A 20,415-nucleotide genomic window follows, 5' to 3' on the forward strand; every position below is an offset into this window, starting at 1 on the left:
CGTTCGGCTCCGGTCCGGCTGCGGATCCCGGCCATCGAGGTCGACACCCCGGTCATCCGGCTGGGGCTGGCGCCGGACGGCAGTGTGCAGGTGCCAGCGGCCGCGGCCCGCCGGGCTGCGGTCGTAGTACGCCCAGTGGCAGGTCGAGGTCTCGCAGGCCTTCAGGCGCAGCCAGGTCCCTTCGACCAGGGCCTGGGCGATCGCCGCCGCCACCTGTGCGGCGAGTGGTGCGGGCGGGGCCGGGGCGAGGGCGGCGGCGCCGTTGTCCTCGTCCACCGTCACCAGCAGGGGTGCCCGCGCGAGGAGCACGCCGAGCGGGGTGACGGTTTCGTGCGGCGGGTGGCCGGCGTGGGCCAGGCATGCCACGCGCAGCGATTCGCGCAGTTCACGGGCCGCCGCCACGTCCTCCTGCGCGAGGGCGAAGGGCGCGCGCCCTTCCGCCGTGTCCAGGGAGTCGGCGCCCGACTCGATGTCGAGGGTGTTCACCAGGGACTGGATCAGGGCCAGGCCGCCGGGAGCGGGCGCCCTGTCGCTCATGGCTGCCCCCCGAGAAAGCACAACATGGTTGCGACGTTACCTCCAATGCGGGAGCATGCAGTAACCGTTACCCCTTAGGGGCTTCTACCGGTAACTGGAGGAATGGTCATGGCTCTCGCCAAGCTGGGTGTCGTCGTCCTGGACTGTCCCGACCCGGGAGTGCTCGCCGGGTTCTACGCCGAGGTGCTCGGCGGCACGGTCGAGGGCGAGGGCGACTGGGTCGACCTGCGGGTGCCCGGCGGAGCGTCGCTGGCGTTCCAGGCCGCGCCCGGCCACGTACCGCCGAAGTGGCCCGCGCCGGACGACTCGCAGCAGTTCCATCTGGACCTGACCGTCGAGGACCTGGACGTGGCAGAGAAGGGCGTGCTCGCGCTCGGGGCGAAGGTCCTGGACGCGGAGGACCGGTCGCGTACCTGGCGTGTGTACGCGGACCCGGCGGGGCACCCGTTCTGCCTCTGCGCCTGCTGACCGCCGCGTCCGCGGATCTCTGCGTCCGCCGGCCCAGGAAACCCGACCGACCGAGGAGGACCTCATGGCACCTGTGGCACGTTTCCGTTCCGTCGTTCTGGACTGTCCCGACCCGCGCGCACTCGCCGACTTCTACGCGAAGGTCGCGGGCGGCACTCCCGAGGCGGAGGACGACGACTGGGTCGTCCTTCGGATTCCGGAGGGTCCGCGGCTGGCGTTCCAGCGGGCGGCGGGATTCGTCCCCCCGGAGTGGCCGCGGGCCGATCGCAACTCGCAGCAGTTCCACGTCGACTTCGACGCGGGCAGCACCTGGGAGGAGATCGACGCCGCCCAGGAGAAGGTCCTCGCGCTGGGTGCCCGGCCGCTGGATCTCGACGACCGGGACGGCAAGCAGGACTGGCGGGTGTACGCCGATCCGGCAGGGCATCCCTTCTGCCTCTGCCGGATCGATCACGCGTAGGACGAGGTGAACCGCGCCGTCATCCGTCCAGTTCCGCGATCTTCGCCATGGACGGCTCGCGGCGCTGCTGGGCGGCGCGGGCCGTGAAGTCCGCGCTGCGCAGCACCCGTTGGACATTGCCCCAGGTGAGCAGGGCGAGGTCGGACTCGGTCCAGCCGCGGTCGAGGAGTTCGGCGATCAGGCGCGGGTAGCCGGACGCGTCGGGGAGGTCCTGGGGGTGCGCGGATCCGGAGTCGAAGGTGCCCGACAGTCCGACGCCCTCCGGGCCCGCGATCGTACGGACGTGGTCGAGGTGGTCGGCGACGTCCCGGACGGACGGGCCCGTCTGCTCGGCGGTGAGCGGGACCAGGCACAGGCCCTTGGCGGCGGCCAGCTCCCGGAGCAGGTCGTCGGGGAGGTTGGCCGGGTGGGGGCGCAGGGCGCGGGCCGCGGAGCGGGTGAACAGCACCGGCGCCTTGGACACGGCGAGGGAGCGGCGGATCGTGGCCTCGGAGGCGCCGGAGAGGTCGGCCACGACACCGATCCGGTTCATCTCGCGGAGGACCTCCTCGCCGAAGCGGGTCAGGCCCGCCTCGCTCGCCCAGGAGACGCCCGAGAGGGTGAGTGCGCGCAGGCCGAGGGAGTGCAGGGCGCGCAGGATGCCCATCGAGTCGCCGAGCGCGCTCGCTCCGGCGGGGCCGAGGACGACGGCGACGCGGCCGCAGTTGCGGGCGTCGGTGGTCTGCCCGGCGCTGCACGCCAGCCGCAGGCCCTCGGGGTGGGTCTGGACGACCGTTTTGACGAGGTCGAGCTGCTCCAGGGTCGCGCCGACGGCCCGGTCCCCGGTCAGCCCCTCGGGCAGGTGCAGCGACCAGAACAGTGCGCCCACGTGCCCCCGGCGCATCCGCGGCACATCCGTGTCCACGGCGCTCTCGCCCAGCTCCAGGTCGAACCAGGGGAGGTGGCGCAGCGCCCAGGGCAGACCGCTGTAGCCGTCGGCGACGGGGTGGGCGGCGAGGAAGGCGTGCGCCCGCGCGAGCGGGTCCCCGTCCGGGGTCGGTGCCGTCGTTGCGGGGAGTTCCGCTTCGACGGGAGGCTCCGGCCGGACGGCGGGCCGTTCGTCCAGCTCGCCCACCTCGGCGGTGGTGTGCAGTTCGTCCTGGAGGTCGGCCATGGCGGGGCTCCGTAAGTCAACGTGATCGCAGTACGGTCACCGTCGCACGGAGCTTCCGGGGCTTCCTGGTGGGCGGGGCGTTTGGGGGTACGCCCCAGGTACGCCCCACCCTCCTGCGGAGGTCCGGGGTGTCAGCCGTCCAGCTGCTCCAGGGTCGCGTTCGAGGGCCCTCGCGTGGTCCGGAGCTCGCGGGCGACGTCCTCGGCCGCGCCCAGCACCCGTACCGCGTTCTGCCAGGTCAGCTTGGCCAGGTCGGTCCCGGACCAGCCGCGGTCGAGCAGTTCCGCGATCAGGTTCGGGTATCCGGAGACGTCGCCGAGTCCGTCCGGGGTGAACGCCGTGCCGTCGTAGTCGCCGCCGATGCCCAGGTGGTCGATGCCGGCCACCTCGCGCATGTGGTCCAGGTGGTCGGCGACGGTCGACACCGTGGCGAGGGGGCGCGGGTTGGTCTCCTCGAAGGCGCGGTGGACCTTCATCGCCTCCGGGGTGGTGGCGAGGTGGTGGAAACCGTGGGCGCGCATGTTCTCGTCGGCGGCCGCCGTCCAGTCGACGGCGGCCTGGAGCACGAACTTCGGCACGAACGTCACCATCGCCACTCCCCCGTTGGCGGGCAGCCGCTCCAGGACGTCGTCCGGGATGTTGCGCGGGTGGTCGCACACCGCGCGCGAGGAGGAGTGGGAGAAGATCACGGGTGCGGAGGTGGCGTCGAGGGCGTCGCGCATCGTCGTCGCCGCCACGTGGGAGAGGTCGACGAGCATGCCCTCGCGGTTCATCTCCGCCACGACCGCGCGGCCGAAGGCCGACAGACCGCCGACGCCCGGCTCGTCGGTCGCCGAGTCCGCCCACGCGTTGTTGTCGTTGTGCGTGAGGGTCATGTAGCGGACCCCGAGTGCGTACAACGCCCGTAGCGTGGCGAGGGAGTTGGCGATCGAGTGGCCGCCCTCCGCGCCCATGAGGGAGGCGATGCGGCCCTCGGCGCGGGCCGCCTCCATGTCGGCGGCGGTCAGCGCGCCGCGCAGGTCCTTGGGATAGCGCGCGATCAACTGCCGTACGCAGTCGATCTGTTCGAGCGTGGCGGGCACCGCGTCCGGCTGGTCCGAGCGGACGTACACCGACCAGAACTGCGCGCCGACGGCGCCGGCGCGCAGCCGTGCCAGGTCGGTGTGCAGGTGGGCGCTCTGGTCGGTGGCGATGTCGCGGGCGCCGAGGTCGTAGCGGACCTGCTCGCGCAGTGCCCAGGGCAGGTCGTTGTGCCCGTCGACGACGGGGAACTCGGCGAGGAGTGCGCGAGCCTGATCGAGAGAGGACACGCGCGTCACTTCCCGAAGCCGAAGCCGCCGGCCGCGCCCTCGACCTTGGCGCGCAGCCGCTTGCCCTTCTCCGTGGCCTGGTCGTTCAGATCCTGCTGGAACTCCCGCATCCGGCCGAGGAGTTCCTCGTCGTGCGCGGCGAGGATCCGGGCGGCGAGCAGGCCCGCGTTGCGCGCGCCGCCGACCGAGACGGTCGCGACGGGGACACCGGCCGGCATCTGCACGATCGACAGCAGCGAGTCCATGCCGTCCAGGTACTTGAGGGGCACGGGGACGCCGATGACCGGCAGCGGGGTGACGGAGGCGAGCATGCCGGGAAGGTGGGCCGCACCCCCGGCGCCCGCGATGATCGCCTTGAGACCGCGCTCGGCGGCCTGCTCGCCGTACGCGATCATCTCGTGCGGCATCCGGTGCGCGGAGACGACGTCCACCTCGTAGGGGATCTCGAACTCGTCGAGGGCCTGCGCGGCGGCCTCCATGACGGGCCAGTCGGAGTCCGACCCCATGACGATGCCTACAACAGGGCTCATTCGGTGATCGTGCCTCTCAGGTAACCGGCTGCGTGCCGGGCGCGCTCAAGGACGTCGTCCAGGTCGTCGCCGTAGGTGTTGACGTGGCCGACCTTGCGTCCGGGCTTCACGTCCTTGCCGTACATGTGGATCTTGAGCTGGGGGTCGCGGGCCATGCAGTGCAGGTACGCGGAGTACATGTCGGGGTAGTCGCCGCCGAGGACGTTGACCATGACGGTCCACCTGGCGCGCGGGCGCGGGTCGCCGAGGGGCAGGTCGAGGACCGCACGGACGTGGTTGGCGAACTGCGAGGTGATCGCGCCGTCCTGGGTCCAGTGGCCCGAGTTGTGCGGGCGCATCGCCAGTTCGTTGACGAGGATGCCGGGCTTCCCGTCGGGTCCGCGGGTCTCGAAGAGCTCCACGGCGAGGTGGCCGACGACTCCGAGTTCCTTGGCGATGCGCAGGGCCAGTTCCTCGGCGCGCAGGGCGAGCTCGTCCGCTATGCCGGGCGCGGGGGCGATCACGGTGTCGCAGACGCCGTCGACCTGCTGGGACTCGACCACCGGGTACGCGACGGCCTGGCCGTGCGGCGAGCGTACGACGTTCGCCGCCAGCTCCCGTACGAAGTCGACCTTCTCCTCGGCGAGGACGGGGACGCCCGCGCGGAAGGGGTCGGCCGCCTCTTCGAGGGAGCGGACGAACCACACCCCCTTGCCGTCGTATCCGCCGCGCACGGTCTTGAGGATCACGGGGAACCCGTCGCCCTCCGCCGCGAACGCCGCCACGTCCTCGACGTCGCGCACGATCCGGTGCCGGGGACACGGCACACCGATCTCGTCGAGCTTGGCGCGCATCACCCCCTTGTCCTGGGCGTGCACGAGCGCGTCGGGGCCGGGGCGGACGGGGATGCCGTCCGCCTCCAGGGCTCTGAGGTGCTCGGTGGGTACGTGTTCGTGATCGAAGGTGATCACGTCGCAGCCCCGCGCGAAGTCACGCAGCGTGTCGAGGTCGCGATAGTCGCCGATGACGACATCGCCGACGACCTGCGCCGCGGAATCCTGAGGGGTGTCACTGAGGAGCTTGAATCTGATGCCGAGCGGGATACCTGACTCGTGTGTCATACGAGCGAGCTGACCGCCGCCGACCATGCCGACTACCGGGAACGTCACGCTCCAAGAGTATCGGCCACGCCACAGTGGCCGGTTTCCGTCCCTTTTTCCAGCGCTTTGCCCGTTGTCGGGGGGTCCTGGCGGGCGGCCATGGGCTTGTCTTTGCGCCTCCGTGAAGCGGTCCACAGGCACCAGCGGGGGGCCGCTGGTTAGCATGGCTTGGTTGACGTATCCGACTGACGGGGGCTGGCGACACCATGGGCACTGGTTCCTCGGGGCTGCGGGCGGGGCCCCGCAGCACACTGCGCGAGCGCTTCGACCTGCTCGCGCGCGAGGTCGTGAAGTTCGGTGCCGTGGGGGCCCTGGGCACCGTCGTCAACTTCGGCGTCTCGAATTTCCTGTGGCACACCACGAGCCTGCAGGCCGTGCGAGCCAACATCATCGCCACCGTCGTCGCGATCTTCTGCAACTACCTGGGCTTCCGCTACTTCACCTACCGTGACCGGGACCGCAGTGCCCGCACGAAGGAACTGACGCTGTTCCTGGCGTTCAGCGCGGTCGGTCTGGTGATCGAGAACGGGATTCTGTACGCGGCGATCTACGGCTTCGGCTGGGACAGCTCGCTGCAGCGGAACGTCTTCAAGGTGCTCGGCATCGGAATCGCGACGATGTTCCGGTTCTGGTCGTACCGGACGTGGGTGTTCCGTACGTTGCCCGCGCGTGAGGCCGTCGCCAGTGCGGAATCGTTCCTGGAGGCGGGGTCGACCGAGCGGCCTGCTCAGCGGGTCAGCTGACGGCACCCTGGGGTGGTGCGGGCCTTGCTGGGGGCTGCCGCCCCCGGGCCCCCGCTGTCGGCCTGACGGCCTCGCTCTCAAACGCCGGACGGGCTGAAAACCCGTCCGTCCCCCTCACCGAACCGTCGGCTCCTCCTCCGTCGGCTGCGGTCGCTTCATCGGTGTCCTCGACAGGAACAGGCCGAAGACCGGGGGCTGGGCCTGGAGCATCTCCAGGCGGCCGCCGTCGGCCTCGGCGAGGTCGCGGGCGACCGCGAGGCCGATGCCCGTGGAGTTGCGGCCGCTGATCGTGCGCTCGAAGATGCGGGCCCCGAGGTCGGCCGGGACGCCGGGGCCCTCGTCGGTGACCTCGACGACGGCCTGGTTGCCGATGACGCGGGTGCGCAGGGCGACGGTGCCGCCGCCGTGCATGAGGGAGTTCTCGATGAGGGCCGCCAGGACCTGGGCGACCGCGCCCGGCGTGCCGACGGCCCTCAGGTGGCGCTTGCCCGAGCTGACGATGGCGCGGCCCGCGCTGCGGTAGGCCGGGCGCCACTCCTCCAGCTGCTGCTTGATGACCTCGTCCAGGTCGAAGGTGACGGCGGAGCCCGTACGCGGGTCGCGCGAGTTGGTGAGCAGCCGCTCCACGACGTCCGTGAGCCGCTCGACCTGCGTCAGCGCGATGGTCGCCTCCTCCTTCACCGTGTCCGGGTCGTCGGTGAGGGTGATCTCCTCCAGGCGCATGGACAGGGCCGTCAGCGGCGTACGGAGCTGGTGGGAGGCGTCGGCGGCGAGGCGGCGCTCGGCGGTGAGCATGCGCGCGATCCGTTCCGCGCTGCCGTCGAGGACGTCCGCGACACGGTCGAGCTCGGGGACGCCGTACCGCTTGTGGCGCGGCCGGGGGTCGCCGGAGCCGAGCCGTTCCGCGGTCTCGGCGAGGTCGGTGAGCGGGGAGGCGAGGCGGTTGGCCTGGCGGACCGCGAGGAGGACGGCGGCGACGATGGCGAGCAGCGCGACCGCGCCGATGATCAGCAGCGTACGGCCGACTTCCCGGGTCACCGACGAGCGCGGCTCCTGGACGGTGACCGTCTCGCCCTCCTCGCCCTTGACCGTGGAGTGGATGACGTCACCGCCGGGTTTGGTGCCGACCTCGATGGGGTCCTTGCCCGGGATCCGGATCATCGCGTACCGCTGGCCCGTGACCTGGGACTTGAGGACCTCCCGGCTGACGTGCGCGTCGCCGATGAGCCGGCTGTCCACGATGCTCGCCAGCTTCTGCGCCTCGGAGTCCACCCGCTCCTGGGCGCTGTTGCCGATCGTGCGGGTCTCGACGATGACGAGGGAGACGCCGAAGACGGCGATCACCACGAGCACCACGGCGAGCGTGGACTGGATCAGTCGGCGGCGCATGTCCTCTTACCTGTACGGAAACTCGGGCGGACCCGGCGGTGCGGTGCCGGTCAGCTCTTCTCGAAGCGGAAGCCGACGCCCCGTACCGTCGCGATGTAGCGGGGGTTCGCCGCGTCGTCGCCGAGCTTCTTGCGCAGCCAGGAGATGTGCATGTCGAGGGTCTTGGTGGACGACCACCATGTGGTGTCCCAGACCTCGCGCATGAGCTGGTCGCGGGTGACGACCCGGCCCGCGTCGCGCACCAGCACCCGCAGCAGGTCGAACTCCTTGGCGGTGAGCTGGAGTTCCTCGTCGCCCATCCAGGCGCGGTGCGACTCGACGTCGATCCGTACGCCGTGCGTGGCGGGCGGCTGCTGGGGCTCGGCGGCGCCGCGCCGGAGCAGGGCCCGGACGCGGGCGAGCAGTTCGGCGAGCCGGAAGGGCTTGGTGACGTAGTCGTCGGCGCCCGCGTCGAGGCCGACGACGGTGTCCACCTCGTCGGCGCGCGCGGTCAGGATGAGGACGGGCACGGTGTGGCCTTCGGCGCGCAGGCGGCGGGCGACCTCGAGGCCGTCCATGCCGGGCAGACCGAGGTCCAGGACGACCAGATCGATGCCGCCCTGCATGCCGGCGTCGAGCGCGGTGGGTCCGTCTTCGCGCACCTCGACCTCGTAACCTTCCCGGCGCAGGGCGCGGGCCAGCGGCTCCGAGATGGACGCGTCGTCCTCGGCGAGCAGTACACGGGTCATGAGCTGATGGTAGACCGCCCTGGACAGGAGCCGGGGTGTGATCGTCGACCGTGATTCTTACCTGGGTCTGCGAGAATGCCCGGGCGAAACGGAGTTTCTGGTTCCGACGTTCGAACCTGCGGCTGTGGGATGCGATCTCGCTGAACACCTTCGAATGCATGTCCGCGGTTCCATGATCGCCTGTGATCCATATCTCAAGTCCTTCCATATCCGGCAGTGTCGTGTCGTATGGTGACCCAAACGCCTGTAGCAACACCGGGGACCTTTGGCGGGCACTTGACGCTGAAGGTCTCTTTTGTGTGCGGGTCGGCTGCTGCCGGCCTTGAAAGGAATGACCTGTGGCCGGGCCCCGAGCGCGCTGAACGTGCGAGGGGCGTGGATCCCGGTGGTCGCCGTCCACCGCTTCGCAACCCGGAGCGGACTCCCCGTGGGCGTGGGGTGGACGGTCGAACCCCGCCGGTGCCGGCCGCCCCACCGGGCGCGCAACGCTCATGCCGCGCGTCCCGAACCAGCAAGGATCGACCATGGCGTCCAGCCTGACGAAGGACTCGGTCACCCCGGGCACCCCCGGATCCGAGAAGACCTTCTTCGGCCACCCCCGCGGACTGGCCACTCTCTTCATGACCGAGATGTGGGAGCGTTTCTCCTACTACGGCATGAAGGCTCTGCTCCCGCTGTACCTCGTGGCACCGGGGGGCCTGCACCTCAGCGCGGCCACCGCGACCGCCATCTACTCGGTGTACCTGTCGCTGGTGTACCTGCTCGCCCTCCCCGGCGGCTGGTTCGCCGACCGCGTGCTCGGCCCCCGCAAGACGGTCGCCGTCGCGGGCCTGATCATCATGCTGGGCCACCTCACGCTGGCCCTGCCCTCCTCCGGCACCTTCTACGCGGGCCTCGGCCTCGTCGCGATCGGTTCCGGTCTGCTGAAGGCCAACATCTCCACGATGGTCGGCCACCTCTACGACGGCCCGGACGACCCGCGCCGCGACGGTGGCTTCACGGTCTTCTACATCGGCATCAACCTCGGCGCCTTCGCCGCTCCGCTGACGATCGGCACCATCGGCGAGAAGGTCAACTGGCACCTCGGCTTCGCGCTCGCCGCACTCGGCATGGCCCTGGGCCTCGCCCAGTACCTGCTCGGCAGCCGCCACCTCAGCGCCCGCTCCAGCGAGGTCCCCACGCGGCTGTCCGACGAGGAGAAGGCCGCCACGCTGCGCAAGTCCGCGATGTGGGCCGCCGTCGCCGTCGTCTTCTACGCGATCGTCGGCTTCTCCGGCCACTACACGCTGAACTGGCTGCTGGTCCCGATCACCCTCGCCGGCCTGATCATCCCGATCATGGTCATCGGCCGCATCAAGCGCGACAAGGACCTCGACCGCGTCGAGCAGTCGAGGATGTCCGCGTACATCTGGTTCTTCGTCGCCGCGGCCGTCTTCTGGATGATCTACGACCAGGGCGGCTCGACCCTGTCGATCTTCGCCGACTCCTCCGCCGAGAACACCGTCTTCGGCTGGGAGTTCCCGGTCTCCTGGTACCAGTCCGTCAACCCGGTCATGATCATGGCGCTCGCCCCGCTGTTCGCCTGGGCGTGGCTGGCGCTGAACCGGCGCGGCAAGGAGCCCAGCACGGCGGTGAAGTTCGCCTCCGGTCTGATCCTGATCGGTGCGTCCTTCTTCCTCTTCCTCGCGCCGCTGGCGATCGCCGACAACGGTGAGAAGGCCGCCGCGATGTGGCTCGTCGCGATCTACTTCGTGCAGACCGTCGGTGAGCTGACCGTCTCCCCGGTGGGTCTGTCGGTCACGACGAAGATGGCTCCCGCGAAGTACGCCTCCCAGATGATGGGTGTCTGGTTCCTGGCCGTCACCGCCGGTGACGCCACGACGGGCCTGCTCTCCATCGCCGAGGTCGACCTCAACAAGACGGGCATCGTCGCCCTGGAGGCCACGCTCGCCGTGATCGCCGGTGTCGCGGTGTGGATGTACCGCAAGAAGGTCAAGGAACTGATGGGCGACGTCCACTGAGACGGGCCTGACGGTCTTTCGACTCCTACGGAGGGCCCCCGCACCGCTGTCGGTGCGGGGGCCCTCCGTGCGTTCAGCGCATGCGCCGCCCCGGCATGAACGTGAACACCGCGCCGCCCAGCAGGGTCACCGTGCCCGCGATCAGGCCGAGTGCCTTGAGCGTCCCGTGGCTGTCGGAGCCGGTCTCGGCGAGGCCGCCGCTGCCGCCGGAGGACGTACCGCCGCTGCCGGAGGACGAGCCGCCGCCCGAGGCGCCGCTCGCCTGCTCGGTGGTGTCCAGGGTGAGGGAGACCAGCCTGGTGGTCGGGGTGCAGGTGGTCGTGGTGCCGAGGGCGTCGATGATCAGCACACCCGGGGACAGGGTGGATTCACCGCTCCCGCCCGGCTTGTAGGTGCCCTTGAGGTCCGGGATCTCGATCGGGTCGCCCGACTTGATCTCCTTGGCGTTGGCCGGGCCCTCGACGTGCACGGTGCCCTTGTCGGCGCCGCCGAGGGTGACCTCCATCGAGGGCTTGACCGAGCCCGCCGGGATCGTCGCGGGGCTGTCCATCACCGACTTCTTGAACTGGACCGTGAGGCCGTAACTCCCGCCGTCCTTCTTGGCGTTGATCTGCACGGGTGAGGTGGCGTTCTTGTCCCCGATGGGCGTCTTGCACGCGTACGGGACGGAGACCTCCTTGCCCGGGAAGTCGCTCTGCCCGCCGTCGTCACCGCCCGATGAGCCGCCCGTGTCGCTGCCCTGGCTCGCACCGGCGGAGTCGCTCGGAGTGCCGGTCGCCGACTGCGAGGCGGAGGCGGAGGACGTCACGGAGGCGGACGGATCCGGTGACGTGGTCGGCGAACTCCCGCCGCCCTGCGTCACCTTGATGGTCGCCGCCGACTTCACCGTCTCGGTCGGCGCGCACTTGGTGTCCGTGCTGTAGGCGTTGATGGAGTACGCGTCGGGGGTGAGCGTCACCTCGCCCGGCGCCGTCAGCTTCAGCGTGCCCTTCATGTCGGACAGCACCATGGCGCCGCCCTTGGGGATGGCCGGGTTCTTGCGCGGCCCCTGCACGGGAACGGCGGTGGTCTGCGCGCCGGACGCCTTGAGGGTGCCGCTCGGCTGGACCGAGTCCTTCGGCAGGTCGATGAGGTCGGGGTTCTTCGAGGCGGCCTGGACGAACTTCCACACCACGTCGACCGTGTCACCGACCTTCGCCGTGGCAGGCGCGGTGATCTCCACCTTCGTGGTGCCCTCGACGGGGTCCAGGCCGGAGGCCGCGGGCGGAACGCACTTGGTGGCGTACGACACTTCGGCGGCCTGGGCGGGGCCCGCGGCCACTCCCAGCAGAATGCCCGCACCGCCGAGCATGAGCGCGACCCCGGCCGCGCTCGCTCTCTTCGGCTTGCTCACGTGTTTCCCTCTCTGGTCCGACTCGTCCGTCCCGTACGGCTCGGCTGAGCCGTAGGGCTGTTGTCGTGCGGTGCGGAGAGCTGACCGGTCGCCGTGGTCCCCGGATCGGTGTCCGGGGTGAACCACGGCAGGGCCGGAGTCGTAGGGGTCGCGGCGGGTGCGGAGGAGGAGGACCGGGCGGCGGGTGCGTGCAACTTGGGGATGCGCGAGGCGAGTTCGGGCAGGCCGAGGCCCAGGCCCCGGTGCCGGCCCCCAGGGCCCACAGGGCCGCTGCGGCCCGCCCGGCCGCCGAGGGAGCCCGTGCCGAAGCCGAAACGCCGCCGCCCGGCCGACGTGCGCGGCCGGATCCGGTCCACCACGGCCATCCCGATCCGGAACAACGCCGCCGGTACCACCACGCCGACCAGGATCCAGAAGAGGGTGACGCCCCAGGGCCGGCCCACGCCCCACGGCTGCTCGGCGAGAACCTTTCCGGCGTACTTCAGCGAGACGGTGTAGTCGCCGTGCGCCCCGGCCGACAGCTCGACCGGGAGGGTGATCCGCGCCTTCTTGCCGGGGCCGATCGTGCCGCGCCACTGCTGTTCCTCCCACTGCGGCGCGAACACACCGTGGGAGGTGCCGACCTGGAAGACCGGGTTCTTGATGGCGGCGGTGCCGGTGTTGCCGACGGTGAAGACGAGCTCCCGGGCGGGCGGCGAGCCGAACCAGGTGAGCAGGCCGCCGGCGCCGTCGAGCCGGGTGTCCGTGAGCACCGACAGGCGCCCGCCGGCCTCCTCCGGCGGCAGCGACTCCACCGAGTGCCCGGCGACCATGAAGATGGCGTCCGCCTGCGCCTTCTCCCCCGTGACGGTGGCGACGTGCACCACGCAGGGGCAGGGCTTCGGCGGCTCGGCGACCGGCAACTCCTTGCTGAACTTCCCTTTCGCGTCGGTGGTGACGGCCCGGCCGTCCGCGTTGGCGCACGAGTTGGTGCCGCCGATCACCCCCCGGGAGGGCACGGACTGACCGCAGATCAGCATCATCAGCAGCGCCTTCGGCCGCCATCCGCTGCCGGTGACGGTGATCGAACCGCCCGTCCCCGCCTGCGACTTGGAGAGTTTCACGACCGGTTTGTCCGCCGCGTGCACCGGCGCCGCGGCAGCCAGGAACGCGACAAGTGCGAGCACGAGGACGGTCATCAGCGCAGGTATCCGCCCCCGGCGCCCCCCGAAGTTCACGACGACGCTCACCCTCACGACACCGCTCCCGTCAACTCGACTTCCCTGCACGGCTCTTCACCGGTCTTGCCGTCGACCGTGCGGCGCCGCCGACGCCGTACGACGCCGCACACGAGTGCGCCGAGCGCCGCCAGACCCCCCGCGCCTCCCGCCACCGCGCCCCACGACACGAACCGCACCGACGCGTCCGCCTCGTCGCGCGCGCCGCCCGCCGCCGTGACCGTCAGCCGTACGTCGACCAAGTCCAGCGCGGGGGCGTGGGGCCATGGCTCGGTGAGCGTGACGCGGCGGCCCGGGAGCAGTTCGAGGGGCAGGGTGCGCGGGGTGCGGTCCAGGACCCGGCCGAAGACGCCGTCGGCGCGCACCGCGAGCCTCGGGGTCAGCACGGTGGTGCCGCGGTTGACCAGCTCGTAGGAGATGCGCCCGCCGCCGACGGTGACGTGTTCGACGGTGAGCGCGGACAGCGTCGGGCCGCTGACCCGCAGCTGGATGCGGACGGCGGCGGACCGGCCGCCGCCGCTCGCCACGATCGCGCCGGGGTGGTCACCTGGCGCCGCGCCCGCCGGCACGCTCACGGTGAAGGGCACGTCGGCGCGGGTGTGCGCGGGCACCCGCACGGAGACCGCGCTCACCGGCACCCGGCGTCCCTCCGCCGTCCGCCGCGCGAAGCCGATCCACGCCCCCGTGTCCGTCGCCCGCCCGCGCACGGTGAAGCCGCCGTCCGCCGTGTTGTCGGCGTCGGCGCCGCGCAGCCGTACGGTCAGCGGAGTGCTGCCCGGGTTGCGCACGGACACCGTGTCCTGCAGCACCGTGCCGGGCGCGCCCTCCGCGTAGAAGTACGGCCGCCCGTCGCCGGACGGCACGACGGTCCAGGTGTCGTCATCGGCCGCGGCCACCGGTGCCGTGCTCAGCAACACCAAGGTCAGGCCCAGTACGCGGGCGGCGGAGAGGGCGGACGGCATCGGCGGCTCCTGGTGCTGGTACTCGTGCGCGTACGGGAAGCGCCCGCGTCAGCGGCGTACCGCCCGGTGCTGGTTCCTTCGGGTCAGCCACAGCGCGCCCGCCGCGCCCGCGAGCAGCACCGTGCCGCCGAGCGTGCCGAGCGCGATCGCCGAGTCCTCGGGGCCGGTCTGCGGGAGCGAGTTGCCGGAGTCCGGGCCGGACTGCGTGCCGCCGGTTCCCGAGCCGCCGCCCGCGGCCTTGACGTCGAGGGTCAGCGACGGCTTGGGGCTGTTGGTGGGTGTGCACGTGGTGGTCGTGCCGAGCGCCTTGATGGTGAGCACGCCCGCGGTGAAGGTGACGCTGCCGCTCTTCTTCGGTGTGTACGTGCCGCTCAAGTCGCTGATTTTGATGGGGGTGTTGGCCGGGATCGCCGCCGCGTTGGCGGGGCCCGTCACCGCCACCGTGCCGCTGTCCGCGCCACCCAGCTTGATGACCGCGCTCGGGCTCATCGCGCCCTTGCCCAGTTCCACCGGGCTGGAGGAGACGCCCTTCTGCCAGGACATCGTGAGCTTGTAGGCGCTGCCGCTCTTGACGCTCTTGATGTCGATGGGCGAGACGGCGCTCTTGTCCCCGATCGGCGTCTTGCACTGGTAGTTGACGTTCACGACGGCGGCCTGGGCTGCGGGGGCGGCCATCAGCACCGCCGAGCCGGCCAGGGCCGCGCCGAGCGCGAGCGCGGCGGTTCGTTTCTGGTACGTCCGGTACGACACCTCGGGGCCTCATTCCTGACGGAACATCAGATCGGCCGTCAAGGTACGCCCGGGGCCTTGCCGAGGGAAGACAAAGTGCGCGCCGGATGTGTGGTGATCCGACGCGCACGAAAAGGGGTTCGGGTGGAGACCGAACCCTGGGTAACCGGAGATGAGGGTTGTGGTGGGGGCCGTACGGGGGTCAGGCGGGTGCCCCGACCTCGGCCCATACGGTCTTGCCGGCGACGCCGGGGGCCCGCACGACACCCCAGTCCAGGCACAGCCGCTGCACGATGAACATGCCGTGGCCGCCGGGGCGTCCGGCGCGGTGCGGAGTGCGCGGGGCGGGCTGGCCGGCGCCCCGGTCGGAGACCTCGATGCGCAGCACCTTGTTGTCGCAGCCGATGCGGAGCTCGTCCGGGCCCTCGGCGTGCAGACAGGCGTTGGTGACCAGCTCGGAGACGACCAGCAGAACGTCCTCGGCGGCGGCCCGCTGGTCGGCGTTCGCGGCGGGCAGCCAGCCCCACGCGTACAGCGCCTGGCGGGCGAAGTCGCGGGCGAGCGGGACCACGCCGCTCTCACCGGCGAAGCTCAGCCGACGGGCATGGCCGGCGGCGGGGCGCGCGGCGACACCGTCCACCGCGGGCACGGCCGCACCGTCCACGGGCGCTCCCGAAGCGCCGTCCACCCCCGAAGCGCCGCCGTCGCCCGACTCCGGGCCGCGGTCGCCCGGCGAGTAAGGCCGGGTGGTGCTCATCAGCGCTTCACCTCACCGATTCACCGGTTCACGATTCAAGTCTCAGTAACTTCGTAACGTCGTAGCTTCAGTGCTCAGTACTTCACACGTTCTTCACTTCTACTCGTCCGGGGCGAAGAGCCACAGTGCGGTGCCCTGGTGCTGACATATTCAGGATGTCTCCTGCCCGACCGAACCGTCAGAACACCCACTTATTCGGCAGGAACCTGTGACAGGGGTTACGGAGTCGTCACCGAGCGGTGCGCGGAGCGCGTCGTCGGCGGGGACCGGTCGGCCGCCACCCACGCCCCGCTACTCCTCCAGCGCCGCTTCGAGCGTCTCGTGCACCGTGAACACGGCGTCCGCCCCGGTGATCTCGAAGACCCGGGCCACCACGGGCAGCATTGCCGCCAGATGGACCCCGCCCCCCGCGGCCTCGGCCTTCAGCCGGGCGCCGAGGAGCACATTGAGCCCGGTGGAGTCACAGAACTCCAAGCGCGCGCAGTCGACGACCAGGCGCGCGAACCCCTTTTCGAGGCAGTCCTCGAGTGGCTCACGCAACAAATCCGCCGTGTAGTGATCCAACTCACCCGCCGGGGTCACGACGGCGCTTGAGCCCTCTTCCCGCACCTCGACCAGAAGCCGGCCCGACTGTGCGCTGCCGACCGTCCCGCGGTCCATGCCGTCTCTCTCCCGAGCGTCGCGACTGCTGATTTACGCCCTCGAACACTACGCCTTCCTCACAACCTCCGACACCTGAACAACCACCATAAAGTGGACATTTAGCATCAGATCGCACTTGCGGCAACCTCGCGAAAGCGGGTAGGGCTAGTAGAGACACCTAACCGACACGGCCGGCTTTGGAGGCGCCGCACACCGCAGTGCACGTATTGGCATCGGCGGCCATATGCCGAGAACGATGGAGGACATCATGTCACCCCGGCTCGACGAATCGCATACCCAGAGGGCGACGTCGACATCCCCCCTGGAACACCCGGCCCCCGAGCCCGTCGCAACCGACGCCGCGCTCGACGCACTTCACGGGCTCGACGGACTTCCAGAGATCCCGCCTTTCGACGAGGTGGGGCCGGTGGACGCACGGGCCCTGTCCAAGACGCTCTTCGAGCGACTGGAGTCCCTCGAAGAGGGCACGCACGACTACTCGTACGTTCGCAACACCCTGGTCGAACTCAACCTCGCCCTCGTCAAGTTCGCCGCCTCCCGGTTCCGCTCCCGCAGCGAGCCCATGGAGGACATCATCCAGGTCGGCACCATAGGCCTGATCAAGGCGATCGACCGCTTCGAGCTGAGCCGCGGCGTCGAGTTCCCCACCTTCGCGATGCCCACCATCGTCGGCGAGATCAAGCGCTTCTTCCGCGACACCAGCTGGTCGGTCCGCGTCCCGCGCAGGCTTCAGGAACTCCGTCTCGACCTGGCCAAGGCGGGTGACGAACTCGCCCAGCAGCTCGATCGCGCTCCGACGGTGGGAGAGCTGGCGGAACGCCTCGGGCTGAGCAAGGACGAGATCGTCGAGGGCATGGCCGCCTCGAACGCCTACACGGCCAGTTCGCTGGACGCCCAGCCCGAGGAGGACGACTCCGAGGGCGCGCTCGCGGACCGCATCGGCTACGAGGACCACGGCCTTGAGGGCATCGAGTACGTGGAGTCCCTCAAGCCGCTGATAGCCGAACTCCCGCCCCGCGACCGCAAGATCCTCTCGCTGCGCTTCGTCGCGGGTCTGACCCAGTCGGAGATCGGCGACGAACTCGGCATCTCCCAGATGCATGTCTCCCGGCTGCTGTCGCGCACGCTGGTTCGGCTGCGCAAGGGGCTGACGCTGGAGGAGTGAGCGTCCTCCAGGAACACAGGCCGCCCGTCCGCGCCCGGCACCCGACTCCTCGGGTGCCGGGCGCAGTCGCTGTCCGGGCGCTGCCCCGGTCCCCGGGTGTAGTCACAGCTTGGCAGCGGCCCCGGTTACCCGCGGAAACCCTCTATCCCCACGAATCCTGTTCCCTCACTATGGTCCCCCCACTACCCGCCGGTAGGCATGTCCACATGCCCAGGAGTCGTACCGGACGGGCGGAGCAAGGGGTGCGAGGAGGCAGCGGGATGGCTCGGGCCGGCCGGACCGACGGTGACGACAACGATGCCGAGGCCGGGGGTGGACCGCTCACGTCGGTGCCCGACGCGCGGCTGACCGACCTGCTGCGCGCCGAAACCGCGCAGGCGTATCCGGCGCTGCGCGAACTGCGCGCCCGCCACCGGCCCGCGGTCCTCGCGTACGCCCGGCTGTGCACGGTGAGCGAGGACGCGGCACGGCAGCTCACGGCCCAGGCGTTCGCCCTGGCGGCCCGCGACACGGCGCGCGGCATCGACCCGCCGGGGCCCTGGCGCCACCAACTCCTGCTGCTGAGCGGGCGGGTGGCTGCCACCTGGACCGCGGACGAGCGCGGCGGCCGGCTCGAAGCGGGCCTGCTCTCCCTGCTGCACCGGTGCGGCTCCGCCGGTCTGCCGCCGGCGCCGATGCTGGAGGCCTTCCAGTCCCTGCCGCCCCGCGTCCAGGCCCTCATCTGGTACGGGGTCGTGGAGGAGGTGCCCGACGACGTGGTGGCCCCGCTCCTGGGCGTCACACCGCAGGACGTGGCGTACGGGAAGCAGCCGGCGTTCCAGGCGCTGCGCCAGACCTGCCTGAAGTCCCGTCTCGCCCGCTCCGGCAACCCCCGCTGCCAGGACTTCCGGCGGCTGATCGAGGAAGCGGTCCACCCCGAGAACCCGCGCTACAGCCCCGATCTGCACGCCCACATGACGCACTGCGAGCACTGCGCCGCCGCGCACGAGGAGTTGACCGCCCTGCGGGACACCCCGCGCACGGCACTGGCCGAGGGCCTGCTGCCGTGGGGCGGCGCCGCGTACGTTCCCGGGGGTTTCGCCGAGACGCGGACCGCACAGGTCCGGGCGGCCGGTCGCACCCGGCGGGCGGCGCGGTCCGGGTGGGCCTGGTTGCCGACTCGGCGGCTGGTGCTCGCGTCGGTCGCGCTGGGCGTCGCGCTGGCCCCGCTCGTGCTGTTCCTGGTGTCGTCGGACGGCTCGCAGCCCCAGCGGACGGCGGGCACGGTGCGCACTCCGCAGGCGCCGCCGGCGGTGACGGTGACCGCGACGGTCTCCGTCACCCCGTCGCCGTCCCGTGCCTCCAAGTCGCCGAAGCCCACACACAGTTCGAAACCGTCGAAGAAGCCGAGCGCCACACCGACGAAGGCGAGACCCAAGCCCAAGCCCAAGCCGTCGCCGACCCGCACCGCCGCGCACCCGCCGGACGGCACCTACGCCCAGGTCGTCAACGCCGACTCGGGACTGTGCCTGGACATCCGCGACGGCGACATGGAACTCGGCACCGACGTCATCACAGCCCGCTGCTCCTCGTCCCGCACCCAGATGTGGCGCGTCGACAGCGGCCGAGGCGTCCTCCAGTCGTACGCCGACCCCGACTTCTGCCTGGACAGCCGCGGCTCCACCGACCGGGGCGTCGGCATCTGGGAGTGCCGGTCGGTCTACGGCGGCAACGGCATGAACCTGCGCTTCACCGTGGACGGTGACGGCGTGATCCGCCCGGCCATCGCTCCGGACCACGCGGTCACCCCGTACGGCTACGGGTTGATGCTCACCTGGGATCAGGGGCGCGACGACCAGCGGTGGCGGGCGGGTTCGACGGCTGGCTGACCGGCGTTCCGCGTCGCCAGACCTCCGACACGAGCGGTACACCCGGCCGGTAGGCCAGGTGGACGTGGCTCGGCGCGTCGAGGACGGCCAGGTCCGCGTACGCGCCCGGGGTGAGGCGGCCGATGTCGTCACGGCGCAGGGCCGCCGCACCGCCCGCCGTCGCCGACCACAGCGCCTCGTCCGGGGTCATCCCCATGTCCCGTACCGCGAGGGCGATGCAGAAGGGGACGGAGGACGTGAACGACGAGCCCGGGTTGCAGTCGGTGGACAGGGCGACGGTCGCGCCCGCGTCGAGGAGGCGGCGGGCGTCGGGCCACTGGGCGCGGGTGGAGAACTCGGCGCCCGGGAGCAGGGTGGCGACCGTCGCGCTGTGGGCGAGGGCGTCGACGTCGGCGTCCGTGAGGTGGGTGCAGTGGTCGGCGGAGGCCGCGTCCAGCTCGACCGCGAGCTGGACGCCGGGGCCGTGGGAGAGCTGGTTGGCGTGGATGCGCGGGTGCAGGCCCTTGGCCTTGCCCGCGGTGAGAATCGCCCGCGCCTGGTCGCCGTCGAAGGCGCCCTTCTCGCAGAACACGTCGATCCAACGGGCGTACGGCGCACAGGCGTCGAGCATCTCGCCGGTCACCAGGGCGACGTACGCGGCGGGGTCGTCGGCGAGGTCCGGGGACACGATGTGCGCGCCGAGATAGGTGACCTCGTCGGTGTGGGCGGCGGCGATGCGCAGGGCGCGGGCCTCGTCCTCGACGGTCAGGCCGTAGCCGGACTTCGTCTCGAAGGTGGTCGTGCCCTGGCGGAGGGCCTCGCTCAGATAGCGGGTGAGGTTCGCCTCCAGCTGCTCGTCGCTCGCGGCGCGGGTCGCGGCGACCGTGGTGCGGATGCCGCCCGCGCTGTAGGAGCGCCCCGACATACGGGCGTTGAACTCCTGGGTGCGGTCGCCCGCGAAGACCAGGTGGGAGTGGGAGTCCACGAAGCCCGGGATCACGGCCCTGCCACCGGCGTCGACCCGGTTGTCAGTGGCGGGTGCTTTGCTTGATTCACCGGTCCACACGACGCGGTCGCCCTCGATGACGACGGCCGCGTCCTGGATCAGACCGAGCGGGGACCCACCAAGGGAGGGATCGTTGGTGACCAGGCTGGCGATGTTGGTGATGACGGTGGTCATGGCGTCCTTGTTCGCTGTGGGCCG

General features: G+C 71.2%; 19 protein-coding genes and 2 pseudogenes. 7 read left to right on the forward strand and 14 right to left on the reverse strand.

What is annotated here, in order from left to right:
- Positions 1-96 (forward strand): annotated as a pseudogene (locus tag ABZS97_RS20685) (class F sortase); the annotation flags it as partial.
- Here the strand turns inward: ABZS97_RS20685 and ABZS97_RS20690 are convergent.
- Positions 94-537, reverse strand: a pseudogene (locus tag ABZS97_RS20690) (CGNR zinc finger domain-containing protein); the annotation flags it as partial. The pseudogenes ABZS97_RS20685 and ABZS97_RS20690 overlap by 3 nt on opposite strands.
- A gap of 108 nt (positions 538-645) precedes the next feature.
- On the opposite strand from ABZS97_RS20690, the gene ABZS97_RS20695 reads away from it, so the two are divergent.
- Both ABZS97_RS20695 and ABZS97_RS20700 read left to right on the forward strand, forming a co-directional pair.
- A complete protein-coding gene (locus tag ABZS97_RS20695; protein ID WP_356139736.1) occupies positions 646-1,005 on the forward strand; it encodes a VOC family protein in 360 nt (119 codons plus the stop codon).
- 64 nt (positions 1,006-1,069) lie between these two features.
- Complete coding sequence (locus ABZS97_RS20700) at positions 1,070-1,465, forward strand: VOC family protein (RefSeq protein ID WP_356139737.1); 396 nt, start codon at positions 1,070-1,072, stop codon at positions 1,463-1,465.
- 19 nt (positions 1,466-1,484) lie between these two features.
- Here ABZS97_RS20700 and ABZS97_RS20705 read toward each other — a convergent pair whose 3' ends face one another.
- The 4 genes from ABZS97_RS20705 to ABZS97_RS20720 all read right to left on the reverse strand — a co-directional run bounded on the left by ABZS97_RS20705 (position 1,485) and on the right by ABZS97_RS20720 (position 5,606).
- Entirely contained in the window at positions 1,485-2,618 is a 1,134-nt protein-coding gene (locus ABZS97_RS20705) for a dipeptidase (protein ID WP_356139738.1), read from the reverse strand.
- Between the two features lie 131 nt (positions 2,619-2,749).
- Positions 2,750-3,928, reverse strand: a complete 1,179-nt coding sequence (locus ABZS97_RS20710) for a dipeptidase (protein ID WP_356139739.1) — start codon at positions 3,926-3,928, stop codon at positions 2,750-2,752.
- A 5-nt stretch (positions 3,929-3,933) separates the two neighbouring features.
- Entirely contained in the window at positions 3,934-4,458 is a 525-nt protein-coding gene (purE, locus tag ABZS97_RS20715; RefSeq protein ID WP_356139740.1) for a 5-(carboxyamino)imidazole ribonucleotide mutase, read from the reverse strand.
- Positions 4,455-5,606 (reverse strand): 5-(carboxyamino)imidazole ribonucleotide synthase, encoded by a 1,152-nt coding sequence (locus ABZS97_RS20720; protein WP_356139741.1) that lies wholly within the window; start codon positions 5,604-5,606, stop codon positions 4,455-4,457. The genes purE and ABZS97_RS20720 overlap by 4 nt, the downstream gene beginning before the upstream one ends.
- 197 nt (positions 5,607-5,803) lie before the next feature.
- On the opposite strand from ABZS97_RS20720, the gene ABZS97_RS20725 reads away from it, so the two are divergent.
- Positions 5,804-6,340 (forward strand): GtrA family protein, encoded by a 537-nt coding sequence (locus tag ABZS97_RS20725; RefSeq protein WP_356139742.1) that lies wholly within the window; start codon positions 5,804-5,806, stop codon positions 6,338-6,340.
- Positions 6,341-6,454: 114 nt separating this feature from the next.
- Here the strand turns inward: ABZS97_RS20725 and ABZS97_RS20730 are convergent, their stop codons facing one another.
- Positions 6,455-7,729, reverse strand: a complete 1,275-nt coding sequence (locus ABZS97_RS20730; RefSeq protein ID WP_356139743.1) for an ATP-binding protein — start codon at positions 7,727-7,729, stop codon at positions 6,455-6,457.
- Between the two features lie 50 nt (positions 7,730-7,779).
- Positions 7,780-8,457 (reverse strand): response regulator transcription factor, encoded by a 678-nt coding sequence (locus tag ABZS97_RS20735; protein ID WP_107905766.1) that lies wholly within the window; start codon positions 8,455-8,457, stop codon positions 7,780-7,782.
- Positions 8,458-8,981: 524 nt separating this feature from the next.
- Between ABZS97_RS20735 and ABZS97_RS20740 the strand changes: the two genes are divergently transcribed.
- Entirely contained in the window at positions 8,982-10,478 is a 1,497-nt protein-coding gene (locus tag ABZS97_RS20740; protein WP_356139744.1) for an oligopeptide:H+ symporter, read from the forward strand.
- 73 nt (positions 10,479-10,551) lie between these two features.
- Here ABZS97_RS20740 and ABZS97_RS20745 read toward each other — a convergent pair whose 3' ends face one another.
- From ABZS97_RS20745 to ABZS97_RS20770, 6 genes are all read right to left on the reverse strand, one after another.
- Entirely contained in the window at positions 10,552-11,829 is a 1,278-nt protein-coding gene (locus ABZS97_RS20745; RefSeq protein ID WP_356139774.1) for a hypothetical protein, read from the reverse strand.
- A 38-nt stretch (positions 11,830-11,867) separates the two neighbouring features.
- Complete coding sequence (locus tag ABZS97_RS20750) at positions 11,868-13,049, reverse strand: hypothetical protein (RefSeq protein ID WP_356139775.1); 1,182 nt, start codon at positions 13,047-13,049, stop codon at positions 11,868-11,870.
- Positions 13,050-13,102: 53 nt separating this feature from the next.
- Positions 13,103-14,050, reverse strand: a complete 948-nt coding sequence (locus ABZS97_RS20755; protein WP_356139745.1) for a hypothetical protein — start codon at positions 14,048-14,050, stop codon at positions 13,103-13,105.
- A gap of 48 nt (positions 14,051-14,098) precedes the next feature.
- The gene (locus ABZS97_RS20760; protein ID WP_356139746.1) at positions 14,099-14,800 is read right to left on the reverse strand and encodes an LPXTG cell wall anchor domain-containing protein; all 702 of its coding nucleotides are present in this window, start codon (positions 14,798-14,800) and stop codon (positions 14,099-14,101) included.
- 181 nt (positions 14,801-14,981) lie between these two features.
- Positions 14,982-15,536: an ATP-binding protein gene (locus ABZS97_RS20765; protein ID WP_356139747.1), complete on the reverse strand. Its 555-nt coding sequence runs from the start codon at positions 15,534-15,536 to the stop codon at positions 14,982-14,984.
- Positions 15,537-15,827: 291 nt separating this feature from the next.
- On the reverse strand, positions 15,828-16,196 hold the full coding sequence (locus ABZS97_RS20770) for an STAS domain-containing protein (protein ID WP_356139748.1): 369 nt from the start codon (positions 16,194-16,196) through the stop codon (positions 15,828-15,830).
- A gap of 238 nt (positions 16,197-16,434) precedes the next feature.
- On the opposite strand from ABZS97_RS20770, the gene ABZS97_RS20775 reads away from it, so the two are divergent.
- Positions 16,435-17,364 (forward strand): RNA polymerase sigma factor SigF, encoded by a 930-nt coding sequence (locus ABZS97_RS20775; protein WP_356139749.1) that lies wholly within the window; start codon positions 16,435-16,437, stop codon positions 17,362-17,364.
- Positions 17,365-17,624: 260 nt separating this feature from the next.
- Complete coding sequence (locus ABZS97_RS20780) at positions 17,625-19,232, forward strand: RICIN domain-containing protein (RefSeq protein WP_356139750.1); 1,608 nt, start codon at positions 17,625-17,627, stop codon at positions 19,230-19,232.
- Here ABZS97_RS20780 and hutI read toward each other — a convergent pair.
- Positions 19,174-20,391 (reverse strand): imidazolonepropionase, encoded by a 1,218-nt coding sequence (gene hutI, locus ABZS97_RS20785; RefSeq protein ID WP_356139751.1) that lies wholly within the window; start codon positions 20,389-20,391, stop codon positions 19,174-19,176. The two genes, ABZS97_RS20780 and hutI, sit on opposite strands and share 59 nt — an antisense overlap.
- Between the last annotated feature and the right edge of the window lie 24 nt (positions 20,392-20,415).

It is taken from the genome of Streptomyces sp. NPDC005485 (assembly GCF_040606085.1).
Taxonomy (GTDB): domain Bacteria; phylum Actinomycetota; class Actinomycetes; order Streptomycetales; family Streptomycetaceae; genus Streptomyces.

Coding starts and splice junctions, on each gene's coding strand:
- ABZS97_RS20730 (WP_356139743.1), bottom strand. CDS start 7,729: ATGCGCCGCCGACTGATCCAGTCCACGCTCGCCGTGGTGCTCGTGGTG.
- hutI (WP_356139751.1), bottom strand. CDS start 20,391: ATGACCACCGTCATCACCAACATCGCCAGCCTGGTCACCAACGATCCC.
- ABZS97_RS20725 (WP_356139742.1), top strand. CDS start 5,804: ATGGGCACTGGTTCCTCGGGGCTGCGGGCGGGGCCCCGCAGCACACTG.
- ABZS97_RS20750 (WP_356139775.1), bottom strand. CDS start 13,049: ATGACCGTCCTCGTGCTCGCACTTGTCGCGTTCCTGGCTGCCGCGGCG.
- ABZS97_RS20705 (WP_356139738.1), bottom strand. CDS start 2,618: ATGGCCGACCTCCAGGACGAACTGCACACCACCGCCGAGGTGGGCGAG.
- ABZS97_RS20770 (WP_356139748.1), bottom strand. CDS start 16,196: ATGGACCGCGGGACGGTCGGCAGCGCACAGTCGGGCCGGCTTCTGGTC.
- ABZS97_RS20745 (WP_356139774.1), bottom strand. CDS start 11,829: ATGCTCGGCGGTGCGGGCATTCTGCTGGGAGTGGCCGCGGGCCCCGCC.
- ABZS97_RS20775 (WP_356139749.1), top strand. CDS start 16,435: ATGGAGGACATCATGTCACCCCGGCTCGACGAATCGCATACCCAGAGG.
- ABZS97_RS20755 (WP_356139745.1), bottom strand. CDS start 14,050: ATGCCGTCCGCCCTCTCCGCCGCCCGCGTACTGGGCCTGACCTTGGTG.
- ABZS97_RS20740 (WP_356139744.1), top strand. CDS start 8,982: ATGGCGTCCAGCCTGACGAAGGACTCGGTCACCCCGGGCACCCCCGGA.
- purE (WP_356139740.1), bottom strand. CDS start 4,458: ATGAGCCCTGTTGTAGGCATCGTCATGGGGTCGGACTCCGACTGGCCC.
- ABZS97_RS20765 (WP_356139747.1), bottom strand. CDS start 15,536: ATGAGCACCACCCGGCCTTACTCGCCGGGCGACCGCGGCCCGGAGTCG.
- ABZS97_RS20695 (WP_356139736.1), top strand. CDS start 646: ATGGCTCTCGCCAAGCTGGGTGTCGTCGTCCTGGACTGTCCCGACCCG.
- ABZS97_RS20700 (WP_356139737.1), top strand. CDS start 1,070: ATGGCACCTGTGGCACGTTTCCGTTCCGTCGTTCTGGACTGTCCCGAC.
- ABZS97_RS20780 (WP_356139750.1), top strand. CDS start 17,625: ATGGCTCGGGCCGGCCGGACCGACGGTGACGACAACGATGCCGAGGCC.
- ABZS97_RS20735 (WP_107905766.1), bottom strand. CDS start 8,457: ATGACCCGTGTACTGCTCGCCGAGGACGACGCGTCCATCTCGGAGCCG.